This window comes from Sulfurimonas hydrogeniphila (assembly GCF_009068765.1).
Classification (GTDB): domain Bacteria; phylum Campylobacterota; class Campylobacteria; order Campylobacterales; family Sulfurimonadaceae; genus Sulfurimonas; species Sulfurimonas hydrogeniphila.
Genome location: NZ_CP035534.1, coordinates 675,870 through 690,741 on the forward strand (window position 1 = coordinate 675,870; position 14,872 = coordinate 690,741).

The following is a 14,872-nucleotide window of genomic DNA, read 5'->3' on the forward strand; positions in this document are numbered from 1 at the left end:
ATAAATATAGAGAGAAAAAATGATAGATGAAGCTTTAAGAGAGATAAACAGAGGTTGTGCAGAGATTATTGACAACGAAAGAATAGAAAAACTTTTAAAAGCTTATTTTCAAGAGGGAAAGACATATACGGTAAAAGCCGGTTTTGACCCGACTGCACCGGATTTGCATCTTGGACATACTGTTCTTTTGCAAAAACTTGCAACCTTTCAGAAATATGGTGCAAGAGTACAGTTTCTTATAGGAAGTTTTACGGCAACAATTGGTGATCCGACAGGGAAAAATGCCACACGAAAAGTATTGTCAAAAGAAGATATAATCAAAAATATTGAAAGTTATACGACACAGGCTTTTAAAATTTTAGATGAGAATAAAACAGACATAGTCTACAATGATGACTGGCTGGGAAAAATGAGTGCAGCTGATTTAATAGCGCTTGCCTCAAATTTAACAGTGGCACGTATGCTGGAGCGTGATGATTTTTCAAAAAGATTTAAAACAAATGTCGCAATTGCCACAAGTGAGTTTATGTATCCGTTGTTGCAGGGTTATGACAGTGTACACTTGAAATCTGATATAGAAATAGGCGGAACAGATCAAAAATTTAACCTTTTAATGGGAAGACAGCTGCAAAAAGTATATAATATTAAGAAGCAGCAGGCTGTTTTAATGATGCCTATTCTCGAAGGTCTTGACGGTGTCCAGAAAATGAGTAAGTCTCTGGGAAATTATATTGGTGTTTCAGATGAACCAAATGATATGTTTGGTAAAGTTTTAAGTATATCCGATGAGCTGATGTGGAGATATTTTGAGCTTTTGAGCGATAAAAGTCTTGATGAGATTGCAGCACTTGAGAGAGCAGTAAAAGAAGGAAAATTACATCCGAAAAAAGTAAAAGAAGACTTGGCACTGGAAATCACAACGCGTTTTCATGATAAAAAAGCAGCACAAAATGCAAAAGAAGAGTTTGACAAGGTCCATTCAAAAAGCCAAATTCCAAGTGATATTTCAGAGTTTAGCTGTGAGGGACCGATTTGGATTGCAAAAGCTTTGGTTGACTGCAAGATGGAGCCCTCAACATCCCAGGCCAGAAGAGATATCAAGCAGGGTGGTGTTAAAATAGACCAGAAAAAAGTATCTGATGAAAAGTTGGAATTGTCATCAGGAGAGTACCTGTTACAGGTTGGAAAAAGAAAATTTGCAAAGTTAAAGGTTAAATAAAATGAGTTTCAAGTCTTTAAAAATTGGTAAATATGAGATTGAAAAACCAATAGTACAAGGTGGTATGGGCGTTGGGATCAGTTGGGATCAGTTAGCTGGTACTGTTTCAAAAGAAGGCGGACTTGGAGTTATCAGTTCTGTCGGAACAGGTTACTACAAAGATAAAGAGTTTGCAAAAAAACTGGTAGCAGACAGGCCTTTGAGCGAAGCAAACTTTTACTCAAAAGAGGGCTTTACCGAAATAATAAAAAATGCCAGAAAAATCTGTGGCGACAAGCCTTTGGCCGCAAATGTTTTGTATGCTATCAATGACTACGGACGTGTTGTTCGCGATGCCTGCGAAGCCGGTATCAATATTGTAATAACAGGTGCAGGGCTGCCGACAAATATGCCGGAGTTCACAGAAGGATATCCTGATGTAGCGCTTGTACCTATTGTATCCTCTGCAAAAGCTTTGAAAATTATTTGTAAAAGATGGCAGAAGCGCTATAACCGTCTTCCTGACGCAGTTATTCTTGAAGGTCCCAAAAGCGGTGGGCATCAGGGCTTTACATACGAACAGTGTTCAATGCCTGAATATCAGTTGGAAAACCTTGTAAAACCTGTTGTAGAAGAAGCAGAACAATGGGGCGGCATGCCGGTAATTGCTGCAGGTGGTGTTTGGGACAAAAACGATATAGAAGCCATGATGGAACTCGGTGCGAGCGGTGTTCAAATGGGAACACGTTTTATCGGTACTTATGAGTGTGATGCGCATGCAAACTTTAAAAAAGTCCTTCTTGATGCAAAAGAGGGTGATATTAAACTGATGAGTTCTCCTGTGGGATACCCTGCACAGGGAGTTGTGACAAATCTCACTCATATGGTAGAAAAAAGAGAAGGTCCTGCAATTAAGTGTATTTCAAACTGTGTTGCACCGTGTAACCGGGGAGAAGAGGCTAAAATTGTCGGTTTTTGTATTGCAGACAGATTAAGTGATGCTTATGAGGGCAACCTGGAAACAGGACTCTTTTTCTCTGGAACCAATGGCTATAAACTAAATGAAATTATTACAGTAAAAGAACTTATTGACAAGCTTATGCATGGTGAATAATACTGTATGGTAAAAGTTTTTGCTCTCATACTTTTTTTTATTACTGTTTTACATGCTGTCAATGATCAGGAGATTTTAAAAAGGGCAGATTCTTTTTTAAAATCTTCGAGTAAAAGCAATCAGTTTCGTGCATATAATGATTATAAAAATCTGTATTTAAGAGCATTGTTGAACGGAGATAAAAAACTTAAACACTCCGCTCTAAAAGGGATAATCTCCAGTGGACATAAATTACATATTGATGTAAAAAGATATGAACAGGAGTATAAACACCTCTCCCCTGCGTCCAGAAAAAATTACAAAGCAAAAAAAACATTAAAGTCACATCTTCACATAAATTAAAATCAGTTCGCTTTTATAATAAAAGACTGGTATTACAGTTTGATAAAAATCTTCAAAAGAAACAGGTGAACTATTTTACGCTCAATGATAAAAAAAAGAGCATCTATAAATATGTTTTTGATATACATGCTTCCATGTTGAAGAAGTCAAATACTCTCAAACAAGAGGGGGTTGATAAAATTAAACTGGCACAGTACAATCCAAATACATTGCGGTTGGTTATTCAAAACAAAACTCCTTTAAAAATCCGTTTTTTCAAAAAAGGCAAAGAGCTTTCTATAAAAATTATCAACAAGTCAGTAAAAACAAAGAGTGTTGCAGTATTTAACAAATACAGGAAAAAGTCACCCAAAAGACTCGACAGAAATAAAATCATAGTCATAGATGCAGGGCATGGCGGAAAAGACCCGGGAGCCATAGGATACAGAAAATACAGAGAAAAAATTGTGGTCTTAAGTATAGCAAGAGAGTTAAAGCGTATACTTCGTGCAAGAGGTTTTACAGTGTACATGACACGCGACAGTGATCGCTTTATAAAATTAAGAAACAGAACAAAATATGCAAACAGAAAAAATGCAGATATTTTTATCAGTATCCATGCCAATGCAGTTGGACGCAAAGATGCCAAAAAAGTTTGTGGACTGGAATGCTATTTTCTTTCAACATCCCGTTCAAGCAGGGCAAAAAAAGTGGCAGAAATGGAAAATTCGGCAGATTTGGATGAGATGGACTATTACGGAAAGCAAAGCTTTTTAAATACCATAAATTCACACAATATTGTTGCATCGAACAAGCTGGCAATTGATCTGCAAAGAGGGGCGTTAGCAACACTCAAAAGCAGATATAAGAATGTGAAAGATGCAGGGGTCAGAGAAGGACCGTTTTGGGTGCTTGTAGGGGCACAAATGCCTTCTGTTCTGGTAGAAGTCGGATTTATAACACATCCGACAGAAGCCAGACGGCTTGTAAGCAGAAGTTACCAAAAAACAATGGCACAGGGGCTTGCCAATGGAGTGGAACGCTATTTTATAAACTCTCAAAAAAGATAAAGCAGCCTTGAGGCTTAGTCCTCTTTTTTATATTCCAAATCCCCGGCAACAGCTTCTTTGTCGTTGATGACTTTTTCAATCTGCTGTTTGACTTTGTCATAACGGAACTGCTCTTTGAATCCCATAATTCTTCCTCCGGCAGCATTTGGGTGCCCTCCGCCGTTTGCCCACTCTTTGGATATCTGTGCAACACTTACCTTGTCGCTTGCACGCAGACTCATTGTTCCCCGATAGCTGACATCCACAATGAAATCATATTCAGGGTAGGCTGTTAAAAATCCGTTGCCGACTATGGAGGTGTTTCCTATTCCATAACTCAGGTAGCCTCTGTATCCCTTGTAATAGATTGTTTTTTCACTTCTGGCTTTGCCCATAAGTTCAACGACATACCGTGTGGCAAGATTGTCGAGTGTATCATCTTTGTCGCGTCTGAAAAAATTCTTTTTTAAAGAGTGGATTTTTTCATCAAGTAAAATAGGGGCATCAGGTTCATGAATGAATTTTGCCGCTTCATGCAACAGTGTGAGTTTGTAGTTTGAATCTTCATCGGGAAACATAATTCGGTTGAGCTCTTTTGTTTCTGTCACAAGACGCATACAGACTTTCCCGTATTCAAAATTGTCATGTTCTTCCTGTTTCCATAAATCTACTGCATTAACAACATCAACATACTTCTCCATCCATGCAGGTTCGTTGAGCTCAAAGTGTTCTTTTGCATAGTCATAGGTGATTTTTGTAGCGCAGCGGCTGGTATCAAGATAGTACCATTCATGTTTTTTTGCACTCTCTTCCCCGCTTCCATGGTGATCAAGAAGTTGTAATTTGACATCAAATGCACCGTCATTCATTTTTTTTACTTCATGGCTGAGCCAACGGGATTCATCCGCTGTAAGATTCAGGTCCGTAATAAGAATGTAAGCTTTTTCTTTTGCTTTTCTGATGTTTTCCAGCATAAGGTCGAGCTTTTGTTTCACTTCTGCTCCGTAATTGGAGTTGTAGTTAAATCTTTTGTACGGTGTGTACTGCATGACCAGCTGGCAGCTGTAGCCATCCAAATCAATGTGTGAAAGATGATGAATAGTTCTGTTTTTCATTTGTACCCTTTTAGTTATTTGTTTCTTGTGTTTGAATTGAAATAGAGCCCATCACTTCAAATGTAGCACTCGAATCAATTTCTGCATGAGAGAGTGTTACAACATCAAGAGAAAATCTCTCAAATATTTCTGCAACACTGCGACGGATTTGTGGATCGACGATAATAATAACAGGGGAAATCCCTTTTTGCAGTAAGTCTGCAGCCTTTGTGCTTGTTGCCTGAATCAGGGCATTTATTTCTCCTACATTGAGCATGAGGTTTCTCACACCGTCTTGTTCTTGTGATTTTTGCAGTAACAACTGCTCAGTCTGTGTATCAAATGTCAAAAGGCGTATCACCCCGTCATCCCCTGCATACATTTGGGTAATGACGCGAGAAAGTCTGGCTCTTACCTGTTCTGTTATAAGGTCAACATTTTTTGTGTATTCGGCAATATCTGCAATTGTCTCTAAAATAGTAAGCATATCTTTGAGCGGAATTTTTTCATGCAACAGTGCTTTGAGAACTCTTTGAATAAGACCGATAGAAGCCACTTTTAAAACGTCATCAATGATTACAGGATAATCATCTTTTATTTTATCAATAAGTGACTGCACTTCTTGACGGGTTAAAAGCTCTTCGGCATTGCGTTTGATGAGTTCGCTCATATGTGTGGAGATGACTGTAGCAGGATCAACAACGGTGTATCCGTTGATAATGGCATCTTCTTTTTGTTCCGGTGCTATCCACAGGGCGTCGAGTCCAAAAGCAGGTTCTTTTGTCGGTTCTCCCTGAATCTCTCCTGTAGCCATACCACTGTCCATCGCAAGAAATTTATCAGGCATGATCTCACCCTCACCAATGGCAATGCCTTTAAGCAGTACCTGATATTGGTTAGGTTTGAGATGTAAGTTGTCACGTATTCTGACCTGCGGCATTAAAAATCCATAGTCACTTGCTATTTTTCTTCGCATGGAACGGATACGTTCAAGCAAATCACCACCCTGGGAACTGTCGGCCAGTTTTATAAGTTGATATCCCAAAGTCAGTTCAAGCATTTCTACTTTGAGTATGTCATCAAGCGCATTTTCCTCTTCTTTTGCAATTTCTTCGTTCGTTTTTTTCGGTTTGATTCTCTCTTTCTCTTTTTCTGTCTCTTCTTTTGTCTTGACACCAAGGAGATTCTCAACATCCAAAATGGAAAGTTCCCCTTTTTCATATTTGTAGATAGACCACCCAAGCAGGGCGAATATTATTCCGACAAATCCCATAGAAGCAGTAGGCAGGCCAGGAACAAGAGCAAACAGGAGCATGATAAAGCCGACTATCATCATAATCTTTGCATTTCCGATCATCTGTGAAATAGTGCCTTCGGCAAAATTGTCACCGTCACTTGAGGAACGGGTAATGATAATACCGGTTGCAGTTGAGGTAATGAGTGCCGGAATCTGGCTGACAAGACCATCCCCGATTGTAAGGAGTGTGAAGGTAGAAGCGCTGTCTGCAACGCTCATATCGTACTGAAAAACACCGATGAGAAAACCGCCGATGATATTTATAAGAGTAATAATAATACCTGCAACAGCATCGCCTTTGACAAATTTTGAAGAACCGTCCATCGCCCCGTAAAAATTGGCATCCTGAAGAATTTCTGCACGGCGTTGTTTTGCTTCGGCATCATCAATGAGTCCTGCATTTAAATCCGCATCAACCGCCATCTGTTTTCCGGGCATAGAGTCAAGTACAAAACGTGCTGCAACTTCTGCAACCCTTGTGGAACCTTTTGTAATAACCATAAAGTTTATAAGAACCAAAATGGAAAAAACGATAATTCCGATAACATAGTTTCCCCCGACAACAAAATCACCAAAACTTGTAATAACATCACTGACCTGTTCCGGTCCCTCATAACCGTGACTTAAAATCATTCTGGTTGTCGCAATGTTGAGTGAAAGCCTAAAAAGGGTGAGAATCAGTATAAGTGTCGGGAAGGTAGTCAAGTCTGTCGGTTTTGGTACATATAATGAAATAAGCAAGATTAAAACAGACAAGGCAATTGAAATTGTCAGCAAAACATCCAATATCGAAGAAGGCAGAGGAACAATGATAATGGCGAGTATTGCCATTACAAAAAAGACAACACCAAGATCACGTTTGCCTAGTAAAAAGTTAAGGGAGGTTCCGATTTTTTGTTTTGTTGTCAATTTTCTTGCCAAGTGTCAGTGTCTCACCAAATTTAGTCGTCGAGTAAGTCTGCCAAAGTCAAGTTTGCCAAAAACAAATCTATTTTCCCCTGGAGTTTGTGTAAAAAAGGCCATATTGTACATGTACTGGCTTTTTCGGAAGGACAGTCTTCCAAAGAGGGAGCACACTCAAAAACAGTAGGTGCTTTGCCTTCTACGCAGGACGCGACACTAAGCATATTGATATCTTTGGGATCTTTGTTGAGTGCAAAACCACCATTGACACCTTTGTATGAGTTTAAAATCTGCGCTTTTGCCATAGACTGAAGAATTTTTGCCAAAAAACTTTTGGAGATAGAAAGCTCTTTGGAAAGAGTATCACTGTCCATTGGCGCTTCTGCTTTGCAAAGCAGTATAAGTGATAAGATGGCATATTCGCTGGCACGGGTTATAAGCATGTATTTACTTTCATTGTTTAAACTTTTAAAATGATATTATATCCAAAATTACTGCTGAAATAAACAAAAATAAAATTTAAAGAAAAGTTTTGCTATAATCACGCTTCAATTCTTCTGCATTGTGCATTTGAGTTAGATTATTATACCTATCAGGAGGCTATTATGGCTTTAGATTCGGCTAAAAAACAAGAAATAGTTGCGAAATACGGTCGCAGTGAAAATGACACTGGTTCAAGTGAAGTTCAAATTGCACTTTTAACTGAAAGAATTAAAGAGTTAACAGAACACTTAAAAGTTTTCAAAAAAGATCACGCATCTCGTTTGGGATTACTGAAATTAGTTGGTCAGCGTCGTCGTTTGATGAAATACTTCAAAAGAAAAGACAAAGACGCCTATATGAAACTCATCGAAGATTTAGGCATCCGTGACAATATCTAAGTTTTAAACTTTTTCTTTAAAAGTCCCTTTTAAGGGACTTCTTCCTTACATGTAAACTAATTTTTATAAAAAAATCTCAATCGCCCTTTGTAAATCATCTTTTGTATCTATACCAAAACCCGTACTCGCCACTTTGACCATAGCTATATTTTTTCCATGGTATATTGCACGAAGCTGCTCTAGTTTTTCTATGTCTTCAACAGGGGCATCAGGGAGTGAACAAAACTCTTTTAAGCTTTTTTTAGAAAAACCGTAAATACCGATATGTCCGAAATAGACAGCTTCTCCGCTTTGATTGAATGGTATTTTAGCACGGGAAAAATAGACGGCATTGCTGTTTGCATCGAGCACAACTTTGACGAGATTGGAATCCTCTGCCGCTTGTGCATTAACAGCATTGTAGCAGCTTCCCATAATAAAATCTTTTTTTTCTTTTTGCAGTTCTTTGAGTTTTTGTATAAGGGACTCAACAACATCAGGCTCTATAAAAGGTTCATCTGCCTGTACATTGATAATAAGTTCTTCATCCGATAAATTTAAAATAGTGGCACATTCATGAATTCTGTCCGTACCGCTTTTATGTGTTGTGGATGTCAGCATAGCTTTGATTCCATACTTTTTACATGTAGTAATGATACGTTCATCATCGCACGCGACAACTACATCATCCAAATGTGATACTCTTTGTGCCGTTCTTACCACCATAGGCAAGCCTCCTATGTCTGCTAAAACCTTTTGCGGAAACCGTGTGGATGCCAATCTTGCCGGAATAATAATCATATTAATCTGCCCTTATGATATAATTGCAATATTATAACCCAAGGGACTTTAATTCATGCTTCTTTACCAACCGGATTCTGGTTACTGCTATAACAGCGACTCTCTTTTTTTGTACGATTTTATCAACTCTTTTCATCCCAAAGGGAAAGTTTTGGATGTAGGTGCAGGTTGCGGAGTGGTAGGACTGCTTGTTGCAAGAGACAATGAAAAAATAGAACTTGAAGCAGTGGAAAAGCAGGAAGTTTTCAGGCATTTTTCAAAAACGAATGCCCGAGTCAACAAAATAGCGTATAGACTGCATGAGTGTGATTTTTTGGATATGCAAGAAATACAGAAATATGACTATATTATTTCGAACCCGCCGTTCTATCCGGCTGGTGTACAAAAAAGCCAAAATGAGATATTATTTAATGCACGCTATAATGTACACCTCCCTTTAGAGAAGTTTTTTAAAAAGGTGTCGCGTTTGTTGCGGCCACATTCACATTTTATATTTTGTTATGATGCGACACAGTTTGGAAATGTCTGCGTTGAACTTGAGAGAGTCAAAATGAAGATAGTGGATGTGCAGTTTGTCCACCCAAAAATTGACAGGAGTGCATCACTTGTAATGATACATGCAAGAAACGGTTCAAAGGCAATGATGAAGGTCTGGCCTCCATTGATAAGTTTTGAGGGAGACAATCCTTCACAAAAAGTACAAAACATTTATAAAAAAGCCAATACACAGAGTATAAAATGTCAAATATAATAAAAAAAGAAAATTATCCTTATGCTTTTGATGCCAGTGCATGTGCTGCATGCGAAGGCAGATGCTGTACAGGGGAGAGTGGTTATATATATGTCACTAAAAATGAAATATTTGCAATTGCAGAAGTTTTAGCAATGGATGTTAATGAATTTGCGTTAAAATATCTCTTTAAGAAAGGGTATAAATACTCTATCAAAGAAAATAAAATTAATGACTCCTATGAATGTGTTTTTTATGACAGAAAAACAAATGGGTGTAAAATATACAGTGCCCGTCCAAATCAGTGTAAAACATTTCCTTTTTGGGATTATTACAAAACCAGAGTTGATGAGCTAAAACTTGAGTGTCCAGGAATAATAGATGATTAGAATTCTCCTTTTAGTAACAGTGTCGCTGTTTTTTGTTTCATGCTCAACGCATCCCAGACCGATAAGTTCAAATGAAAAAGCTTTTGAGGGTGAAGATCTCTATATTATGCTTGCGTTAAATGCTGAACTTACAAAACATTATGATGTGGCGGCAAAGCGTTTTGAAGAACTTTATGACAAAGCATCCAAAAAAGAGTATCTGTATCGCTCTTTGCATAACTATCTTTTGGCAAAAAAGAATGAAAAAGTGATTGAAAAAGTTGATGAAATAACAGAGGGTACTTTCTCTGATCCAGCGCTTATCCGTCTAAAAATCATTGCTTTGACGGAAATGGGAAAACTCGATTATGCAAAAAAACTCTCAATCGCACTTGCAAAAAAAACACAAAAAGCAGAGGATTACCTTTTAGCCAGTGATGTGTATATCAAAAACCAGGAATTTGATGTAGCTTTAAAGTATCTTAACAGTGCATATATGAAAGAGTATAACGAAAAAATACTTGATAAAATGGCAATTATTCTGTATGTTAATCTGCACAGGAAAAAAGATGCGATTGCCTATCTTGAGACACATACACGCATGCACGGATGCTCACAGCTTATTTGTAACCGTTTGATCGGAATTTACAGTAATGAAAACAATATTGAAGGTTTGCTCTCTGTATATAAAAGACTCTACAATTTAAAAAAAGACAAATCAGTCGCACAAAAAATAATCCGTATATATGCCTATAAAAGAGACTATGTCAAACTTATTGACTTTTTGGAAGAGACACATGCAGATGATGCGGTACTTTTAGAACTCTATATGACAGGGAAAAATTATGCAAAAGCAAGTGCTTTGGCGCAGAAACTTTATGAAAAAAGCGGGGATATAAAATATTTGGGACAAAGTGCTGTTTATGAGTATGAAGCACACAGCAAGAAAATGACAAAAAAGCTTTTGGCATCTATAGTAAAAAAGTTGACAAAAGTTACCAAAGAGACAGATGAACCACTCTATCTAAACTATTTGGGCTATATTCTGATTGATCATGACCTGGATATCAAAAAAGGTATGTACTACATCAAAAAAGTATTAAAAACAAATCCGGATTCTGCATTTTATCTGGATTCCCTGGCATGGGGCTATTATAAACTTGGAAAGTGCGTTGAAGCGAAAAAAGTGATGGAGAGAGTAGTCAATATGGAAGGCGGAGACAATCCTGAAGTACTCTTACATGTAAAGAAAATAGAGGCATGTTACAAAAAGAGTTTAGAACACAAAAAGGGGAAGAAGAAAAAATGATTTTAGATGATATTATTAAAAAAACAAAAGAAGATCTGATACAAAGAGAGAAAGAGTTTTCTCTGGACTGGCTAGGCCGTTCTCTTGCATTCAATGCCAGACAGCCGCGTGATGTAATTCCGTTTTTAAAAGCTACAGAGGAAGACCCGTACAGAATTATTGCTGAGGTGAAAAAGGCCTCACCTTCAAAGGGTGTCATTCGTGAAGATTTTGATCCGCTCGCCATTGCTCAGGCGTATGAACGGGGAGGGGCAAGTGCTATTTCTGTTTTAACAGAACCGCACTTTTTTCAAGGTTCTCTTGATTATCTTGCAGGTATTCGCAGATATGTTTCTGTTCCTCTTTTAAGAAAAGATTTTATTATTTCAAAATATCAGGTACTTGAAGCTCTGGTTTTTGGGGCTGATTTTATTTTGCTTATTGCAGCAGCTTTAAGCAAGAAAGAGCTCAAAGATTTGCTGGGCTATGCAAGACACTTGGGATTGGAAGTTTTGGTTGAGGTGCATGACAAAAAAGATTTGGTAAAAGCTATTTATGCCGGAGCAGATATTATCGGAATAAATCACAGAAATCTGCAGACGTTTGAGATGAATATGAACCTTTGCTATGAATTGATTCCTTTAATACCAAACGGAAAAATTATTGTGGCGGAGAGTGGCATATACGAGCATGGACAGCTTGAAGATTTAAGCAAAGCAGGGGTTGACGCATTTTTGGTCGGTGAATCATTAATGCGGCAAGAAGATGAAGAGTTGGCAGTAAAGAAACTGAAATTCGGAGAAAATTATGAAAAAAAATAAAATTATTATTCTGCTTTTTACACTCACAGTGTTCTTTTTGAGCGGATGTACGCAAGAAGCACAAAATAAAATAGGACGCTCTATCCAAAACTGGACAGGAACAAACGGTGTGCTTGATATTTATATGGGCGGCAAACTGGTGCAGAGATTTATCAAAATTGACAAACTTACCACAGCGACGAGTACAGACGGAAATACACCGAGAAACTACCGCTACGGGTATGGTTATATAGATACAAACAGAAATTTTGTAGTTGATAAAGGGGAGAAAAAAGTCTACTTTGAAATCAGTAATTATTCAACACCCTATGTGTTTTATGAAAACCCAAAGAATTAAATGATGGATGTGATTCAACTGTTTAAATATCTGATCAACTCAAAAAGTGAAACACCGGATGATGGCGGTATTTTGAATTTTGTTGAGGATTATCTTCCCGGTTTTGAAGCGATAAGAATTGATATTGAAGATGTCAAAAATCTTTTTATCTATAAAAGATTTTCCGAGGGTGAGCATCTCTGTTTTGCCGGGCATGTTGATGTTGTTCCTGCAGGAAAAGGATGGGATACAAACCCGTATGAAGCTGTGGAAAAAGAGGGCTTTATATATGGTCGCGGTGCACAGGATATGAAAAGCGGACTCGCCGCTTTTATTCAGGCTGTAAAAGATACGAAAAACTTTAAAGGCACGCTCTCTTTGCTTTTAACTTCGGATGAAGAGGGTGAAGCAACGAACGGTACGGTCAAAGTACTGGAATATTTGAAAAAGAACAATATGCTTCCGGATGCCTGTGTGGTTGCAGAGCCTACATGCGAAAAAGAGTTTGGCGATGCCATAAAAGTGGGACGCCGCGGTTCTATTAACGGGTACCTTACTCTTAAAGGAAAACAGGGGCATGCAGCTTATCCCGAAAAAGCGATAAACCCCATACACCAAATAGCAAAAGTTTTGGGTGATATGGCAGGTGTTGATTTGGATGAGGGAGATGAGTTTTTTGCACCTTCAAAGTTTGTCATTACCGATATTCGTTCTGGTATGCAGGTGACAAATGTTACACCCAATGAGCTGAAAATGATGTTTAATGTGCGCAACAATACAAAAACCACACAAAAAGAGGTAGAAGAATTTGTTGCCAGACATTTACAGGGATTGGACTATGAACTGCGTCTGACACAAGGTTCCTATCCTTTTAAAACAGATACGGATACGAAACTTGTCAAAAAAATAGACACGGCTATAGAAATGGTTACATGTAAAGTGCCAAAACACTCTACGGCAGGCGGAACAAGCGATGCAAGATTCATTGCACCTCTTGGTATAGATGTGGTTGAGTTTGGTGTAAAAAATGACACCATTCACTCGATAAATGAGAGAACAACACAAAAAGAGGTACAAGATCTCTATAGCGTTTTTAAAACGCTTATCAGCGAGTGGAACAGGCAGTGAAATCTCTTTTTGTGCTGCTCTTTTTCAGTGTCACTCTTTTTTGTGCACCGCTTCATTGGAGTCATGACTATTTGAAAGCATTGTCAGATGCAAAAAAAGAGCATAAGCTTATCTATGTGTTAATCGTTTCTGACACATGCGGGTGGTGCAAAAAATTTGAAAAGACAACTTTGCAAAATACAAAGATTAAAGAGAGAGTTAATAAAGAATTTGTTACTGTTTTACTCTCAAGAGACAGACATGCAATACCGAAATTTTTGAAAACATCTCCTGTTCCAAGACACTATTTTTTGGATGAAACAGGAAAAATACTGTATGCATCTTTAGGATACAGAGACGAAGAGATGTTCAATGCATTTATGGACAATGCCCAAGAACATTATGAAATACTAAAGGATGAAAACTATGAAACAAGTAAAGACAGATAAAGCACCTTCGGCAATAGGACCCTATTCACAGGCAATCGTGGCAAACGGAATCGTTTATACATCAGGACAGATTGCGTTAACGGCTTCAGGCACAGATGAGCTGCTTCAAGAAGATGTGTCAATTCAAACAGTTGCAGTTTTAAAAAATCTTCAGGCAGTTTTGGAAGAAGCGGGAAGCTCTTTACAGGATGTGGTAAAAACAACAATTTTTTTGGCAGATATGGACTCGTTTGCCACAGTTAATGCAATATATGAAAAAGCATTCGGTGAACATAAGCCGGCACGCGCAACAGTAGCGGTAAAAACACTGCCTAAGAATGCTTTGGTAGAAATAGATGCCGTGGCATTAGTGACAGACTACTCTTTTTAAGTGGTATTTCTTTTTGTTTAATCAAGACTTAAAGCTTGAATGGGTATAATTCCGGACTTTTGTAGAAATACAAGCTAAAAATATGTAAGGACCATAGATGTACGCAATTATTAAAAATGGTGGTAAGCAGTATAAAGTTCAAGAGGGTGATGTTTTATCATTAGATAAATTATCTCTTGACACTGGTGCTACGGTAGAGATTAAAGAGGTTCTGGCTGTGAATGCCGGAGAGCTTAAGATCGGGACTCCTTTTGTAGAGGGTGCAGTTGTAACTGCTGAAGTTATTGCAGAAGGACGTGACAAGAAAGTTGTAATTTTCAAAAAGCGTCGTCGTAAAGATTCTAAAGTAAAACGTGGTTTCAGAAGAGACTATACTCGTGTTAAAATCACGAAAATAGCTGCGTAATAAATTAAGGAGATAAGTAATGGCACATAAGAAAGGTCAGGGTAGTACACAGAATAATCGTGATTCGGCTGGTAGAAGACTTGGTGTAAAAAAATTTGGTGGAGAGGCTGTAGTGGCCGGTAACATCATTATTCGTCAAAGAGGAACAAAAGTTCATCCAGGCAAAAATGTAGGTATGGGAAAAGATCATACTATATTTGCTTTGGTTGACGGTGTTGTTGCGTTTGAGCGAAAAGACAAAAAGCGTCAACAAGTTTCCATTATACCTGCTGCGTAATTTCTACAGTATAAAACCTCTTGTTTCCATCATATCCGATGGAAACATATTCCACAAAGAAAATTCAAAATATTTAATAAGTTACTTTATAATTCATAGTATT

General features: G+C 37.9%; 19 protein-coding genes. 15 read left to right on the top strand and 4 right to left on the bottom strand.

Translation table 11 applies throughout. The features are described 5' to 3' along the window. Positions 1-19: 19 nt before the first annotated feature. From tyrS to ETP70_RS03570, 4 genes are all read left to right on the top strand, one after another. Entirely contained in the window at positions 20-1,219 is a 1,200-nt protein-coding gene (gene tyrS / locus ETP70_RS03560; RefSeq protein ID WP_151899890.1) for a tyrosine--tRNA ligase, read from the top strand. A 1-nt stretch (position 1,220) separates the two neighbouring features. Beyond that, positions 1,221-2,312: a nitronate monooxygenase gene (locus ETP70_RS03565; RefSeq protein WP_151899891.1), complete on the top strand. Its 1,092-nt coding sequence runs from the start codon at positions 1,221-1,223 to the stop codon at positions 2,310-2,312. A 6-nt stretch (positions 2,313-2,318) separates the two neighbouring features. Then, positions 2,319-2,654, top strand: coding sequence for a hypothetical protein (locus ETP70_RS12500; protein ID WP_230973302.1), 336 nt, complete (start codon positions 2,319-2,321; stop codon positions 2,652-2,654). Positions 2,655-2,719: 65 nt separating this feature from the next. Further along, positions 2,720-3,703 carry an N-acetylmuramoyl-L-alanine amidase family protein gene (locus ETP70_RS03570; RefSeq protein ID WP_230973303.1) on the top strand — a complete coding sequence of 328 codons (984 nt, stop codon included), beginning with the start codon at positions 2,720-2,722 and terminating at the stop codon, positions 3,701-3,703. Between the two features lie 14 nt (positions 3,704-3,717). Here ETP70_RS03570 and ETP70_RS03575 read toward each other — a convergent pair whose 3' ends face one another. From ETP70_RS03575 to ETP70_RS03585, 3 genes are read right to left on the bottom strand one after another with little or no spacing between them, the layout of a single operon-like run. Beyond that, positions 3,718-4,797 carry a DHH family phosphoesterase gene (locus tag ETP70_RS03575; protein WP_151899892.1) on the bottom strand — a complete coding sequence of 360 codons (1,080 nt, stop codon included), beginning with the start codon at positions 4,795-4,797 and terminating at the stop codon, positions 3,718-3,720. Between the two features lie 10 nt (positions 4,798-4,807). After that, entirely contained in the window at positions 4,808-6,994 is a 2,187-nt protein-coding gene (gene flhA, locus ETP70_RS03580; protein WP_151899893.1) for a flagellar biosynthesis protein FlhA, read from the bottom strand. 20 nt (positions 6,995-7,014) lie between these two features. Further along, positions 7,015-7,419, bottom strand: coding sequence for an RrF2 family transcriptional regulator (locus ETP70_RS03585; protein WP_151899894.1), 405 nt, complete (start codon positions 7,417-7,419; stop codon positions 7,015-7,017). A 162-nt stretch (positions 7,420-7,581) separates the two neighbouring features. Between ETP70_RS03585 and rpsO the strand changes: the two genes are divergently transcribed. Continuing rightward, positions 7,582-7,857: a 30S ribosomal protein S15 gene (gene rpsO, locus ETP70_RS03590; protein WP_151899895.1), complete on the top strand. Its 276-nt coding sequence runs from the start codon at positions 7,582-7,584 to the stop codon at positions 7,855-7,857. Positions 7,858-7,920: 63 nt separating this feature from the next. On the opposite strand, the gene kdsB is transcribed toward rpsO, so the two are convergent. Continuing rightward, the gene (gene kdsB, locus ETP70_RS03595) at positions 7,921-8,637 is read right to left on the bottom strand and encodes a 3-deoxy-manno-octulosonate cytidylyltransferase (protein WP_151899896.1); all 717 of its coding nucleotides are present in this window, start codon (positions 8,635-8,637) and stop codon (positions 7,921-7,923) included. A gap of 55 nt (positions 8,638-8,692) precedes the next feature. Between kdsB and ETP70_RS03600 the strand changes: the two genes are divergently transcribed. The 10 genes from ETP70_RS03600 to rpmA all read left to right on the top strand — a co-directional run bounded on the left by ETP70_RS03600 (position 8,693) and on the right by rpmA (position 14,769). Continuing rightward, on the top strand, positions 8,693-9,388 hold the full coding sequence (locus ETP70_RS03600) for a tRNA1(Val) (adenine(37)-N6)-methyltransferase (protein ID WP_151899897.1): 696 nt from the start codon (positions 8,693-8,695) through the stop codon (positions 9,386-9,388). Continuing rightward, the gene (locus ETP70_RS03605) at positions 9,376-9,756 is read left to right on the top strand and encodes a YkgJ family cysteine cluster protein (RefSeq protein ID WP_151899898.1); all 381 of its coding nucleotides are present in this window, start codon (positions 9,376-9,378) and stop codon (positions 9,754-9,756) included. The genes ETP70_RS03600 and ETP70_RS03605 overlap by 13 nt, the downstream gene beginning before the upstream one ends. Then, the gene (locus tag ETP70_RS03610) at positions 9,749-11,044 is read left to right on the top strand and encodes a tetratricopeptide repeat protein (protein WP_151899899.1); all 1,296 of its coding nucleotides are present in this window, start codon (positions 9,749-9,751) and stop codon (positions 11,042-11,044) included. Before ETP70_RS03605 ends, ETP70_RS03610 begins: the two co-directional genes overlap by 8 nt. Continuing rightward, positions 11,041-11,844 carry an indole-3-glycerol phosphate synthase TrpC gene (trpC, locus tag ETP70_RS03615; RefSeq protein WP_151901490.1) on the top strand — a complete coding sequence of 268 codons (804 nt, stop codon included), beginning with the start codon at positions 11,041-11,043 and terminating at the stop codon, positions 11,842-11,844. The genes ETP70_RS03610 and trpC overlap by 4 nt, the downstream gene beginning before the upstream one ends. Further along, the gene (locus tag ETP70_RS03620; RefSeq protein WP_151899900.1) at positions 11,831-12,181 is read left to right on the top strand and encodes a hypothetical protein; all 351 of its coding nucleotides are present in this window, start codon (positions 11,831-11,833) and stop codon (positions 12,179-12,181) included. Before trpC ends, ETP70_RS03620 begins: the two co-directional genes overlap by 14 nt. 3 nt (positions 12,182-12,184) lie before the next feature. Continuing rightward, positions 12,185-13,288: a succinyl-diaminopimelate desuccinylase gene (gene dapE / locus ETP70_RS03625; protein ID WP_151901491.1), complete on the top strand. Its 1,104-nt coding sequence runs from the start codon at positions 12,185-12,187 to the stop codon at positions 13,286-13,288. Beyond that, on the top strand, positions 13,285-13,716 hold the full coding sequence (locus ETP70_RS03630; RefSeq protein WP_188110041.1) for a thioredoxin fold domain-containing protein: 432 nt from the start codon (positions 13,285-13,287) through the stop codon (positions 13,714-13,716). Before dapE ends, ETP70_RS03630 begins: the two co-directional genes overlap by 4 nt. Continuing rightward, positions 13,694-14,086 (top strand): RidA family protein, encoded by a 393-nt coding sequence (locus ETP70_RS03635; protein WP_151899902.1) that lies wholly within the window; start codon positions 13,694-13,696, stop codon positions 14,084-14,086. Before ETP70_RS03630 ends, ETP70_RS03635 begins: the two co-directional genes overlap by 23 nt. 97 nt (positions 14,087-14,183) lie before the next feature. Next, positions 14,184-14,492, top strand: coding sequence for a 50S ribosomal protein L21 (gene rplU, locus ETP70_RS03640; protein WP_151899903.1), 309 nt, complete (start codon positions 14,184-14,186; stop codon positions 14,490-14,492). Between the two features lie 19 nt (positions 14,493-14,511). Further along, the gene (gene rpmA, locus ETP70_RS03645) at positions 14,512-14,769 is read left to right on the top strand and encodes a 50S ribosomal protein L27 (protein WP_151899904.1); all 258 of its coding nucleotides are present in this window, start codon (positions 14,512-14,514) and stop codon (positions 14,767-14,769) included. Positions 14,770-14,872: the final 103 nt, after the last annotated feature.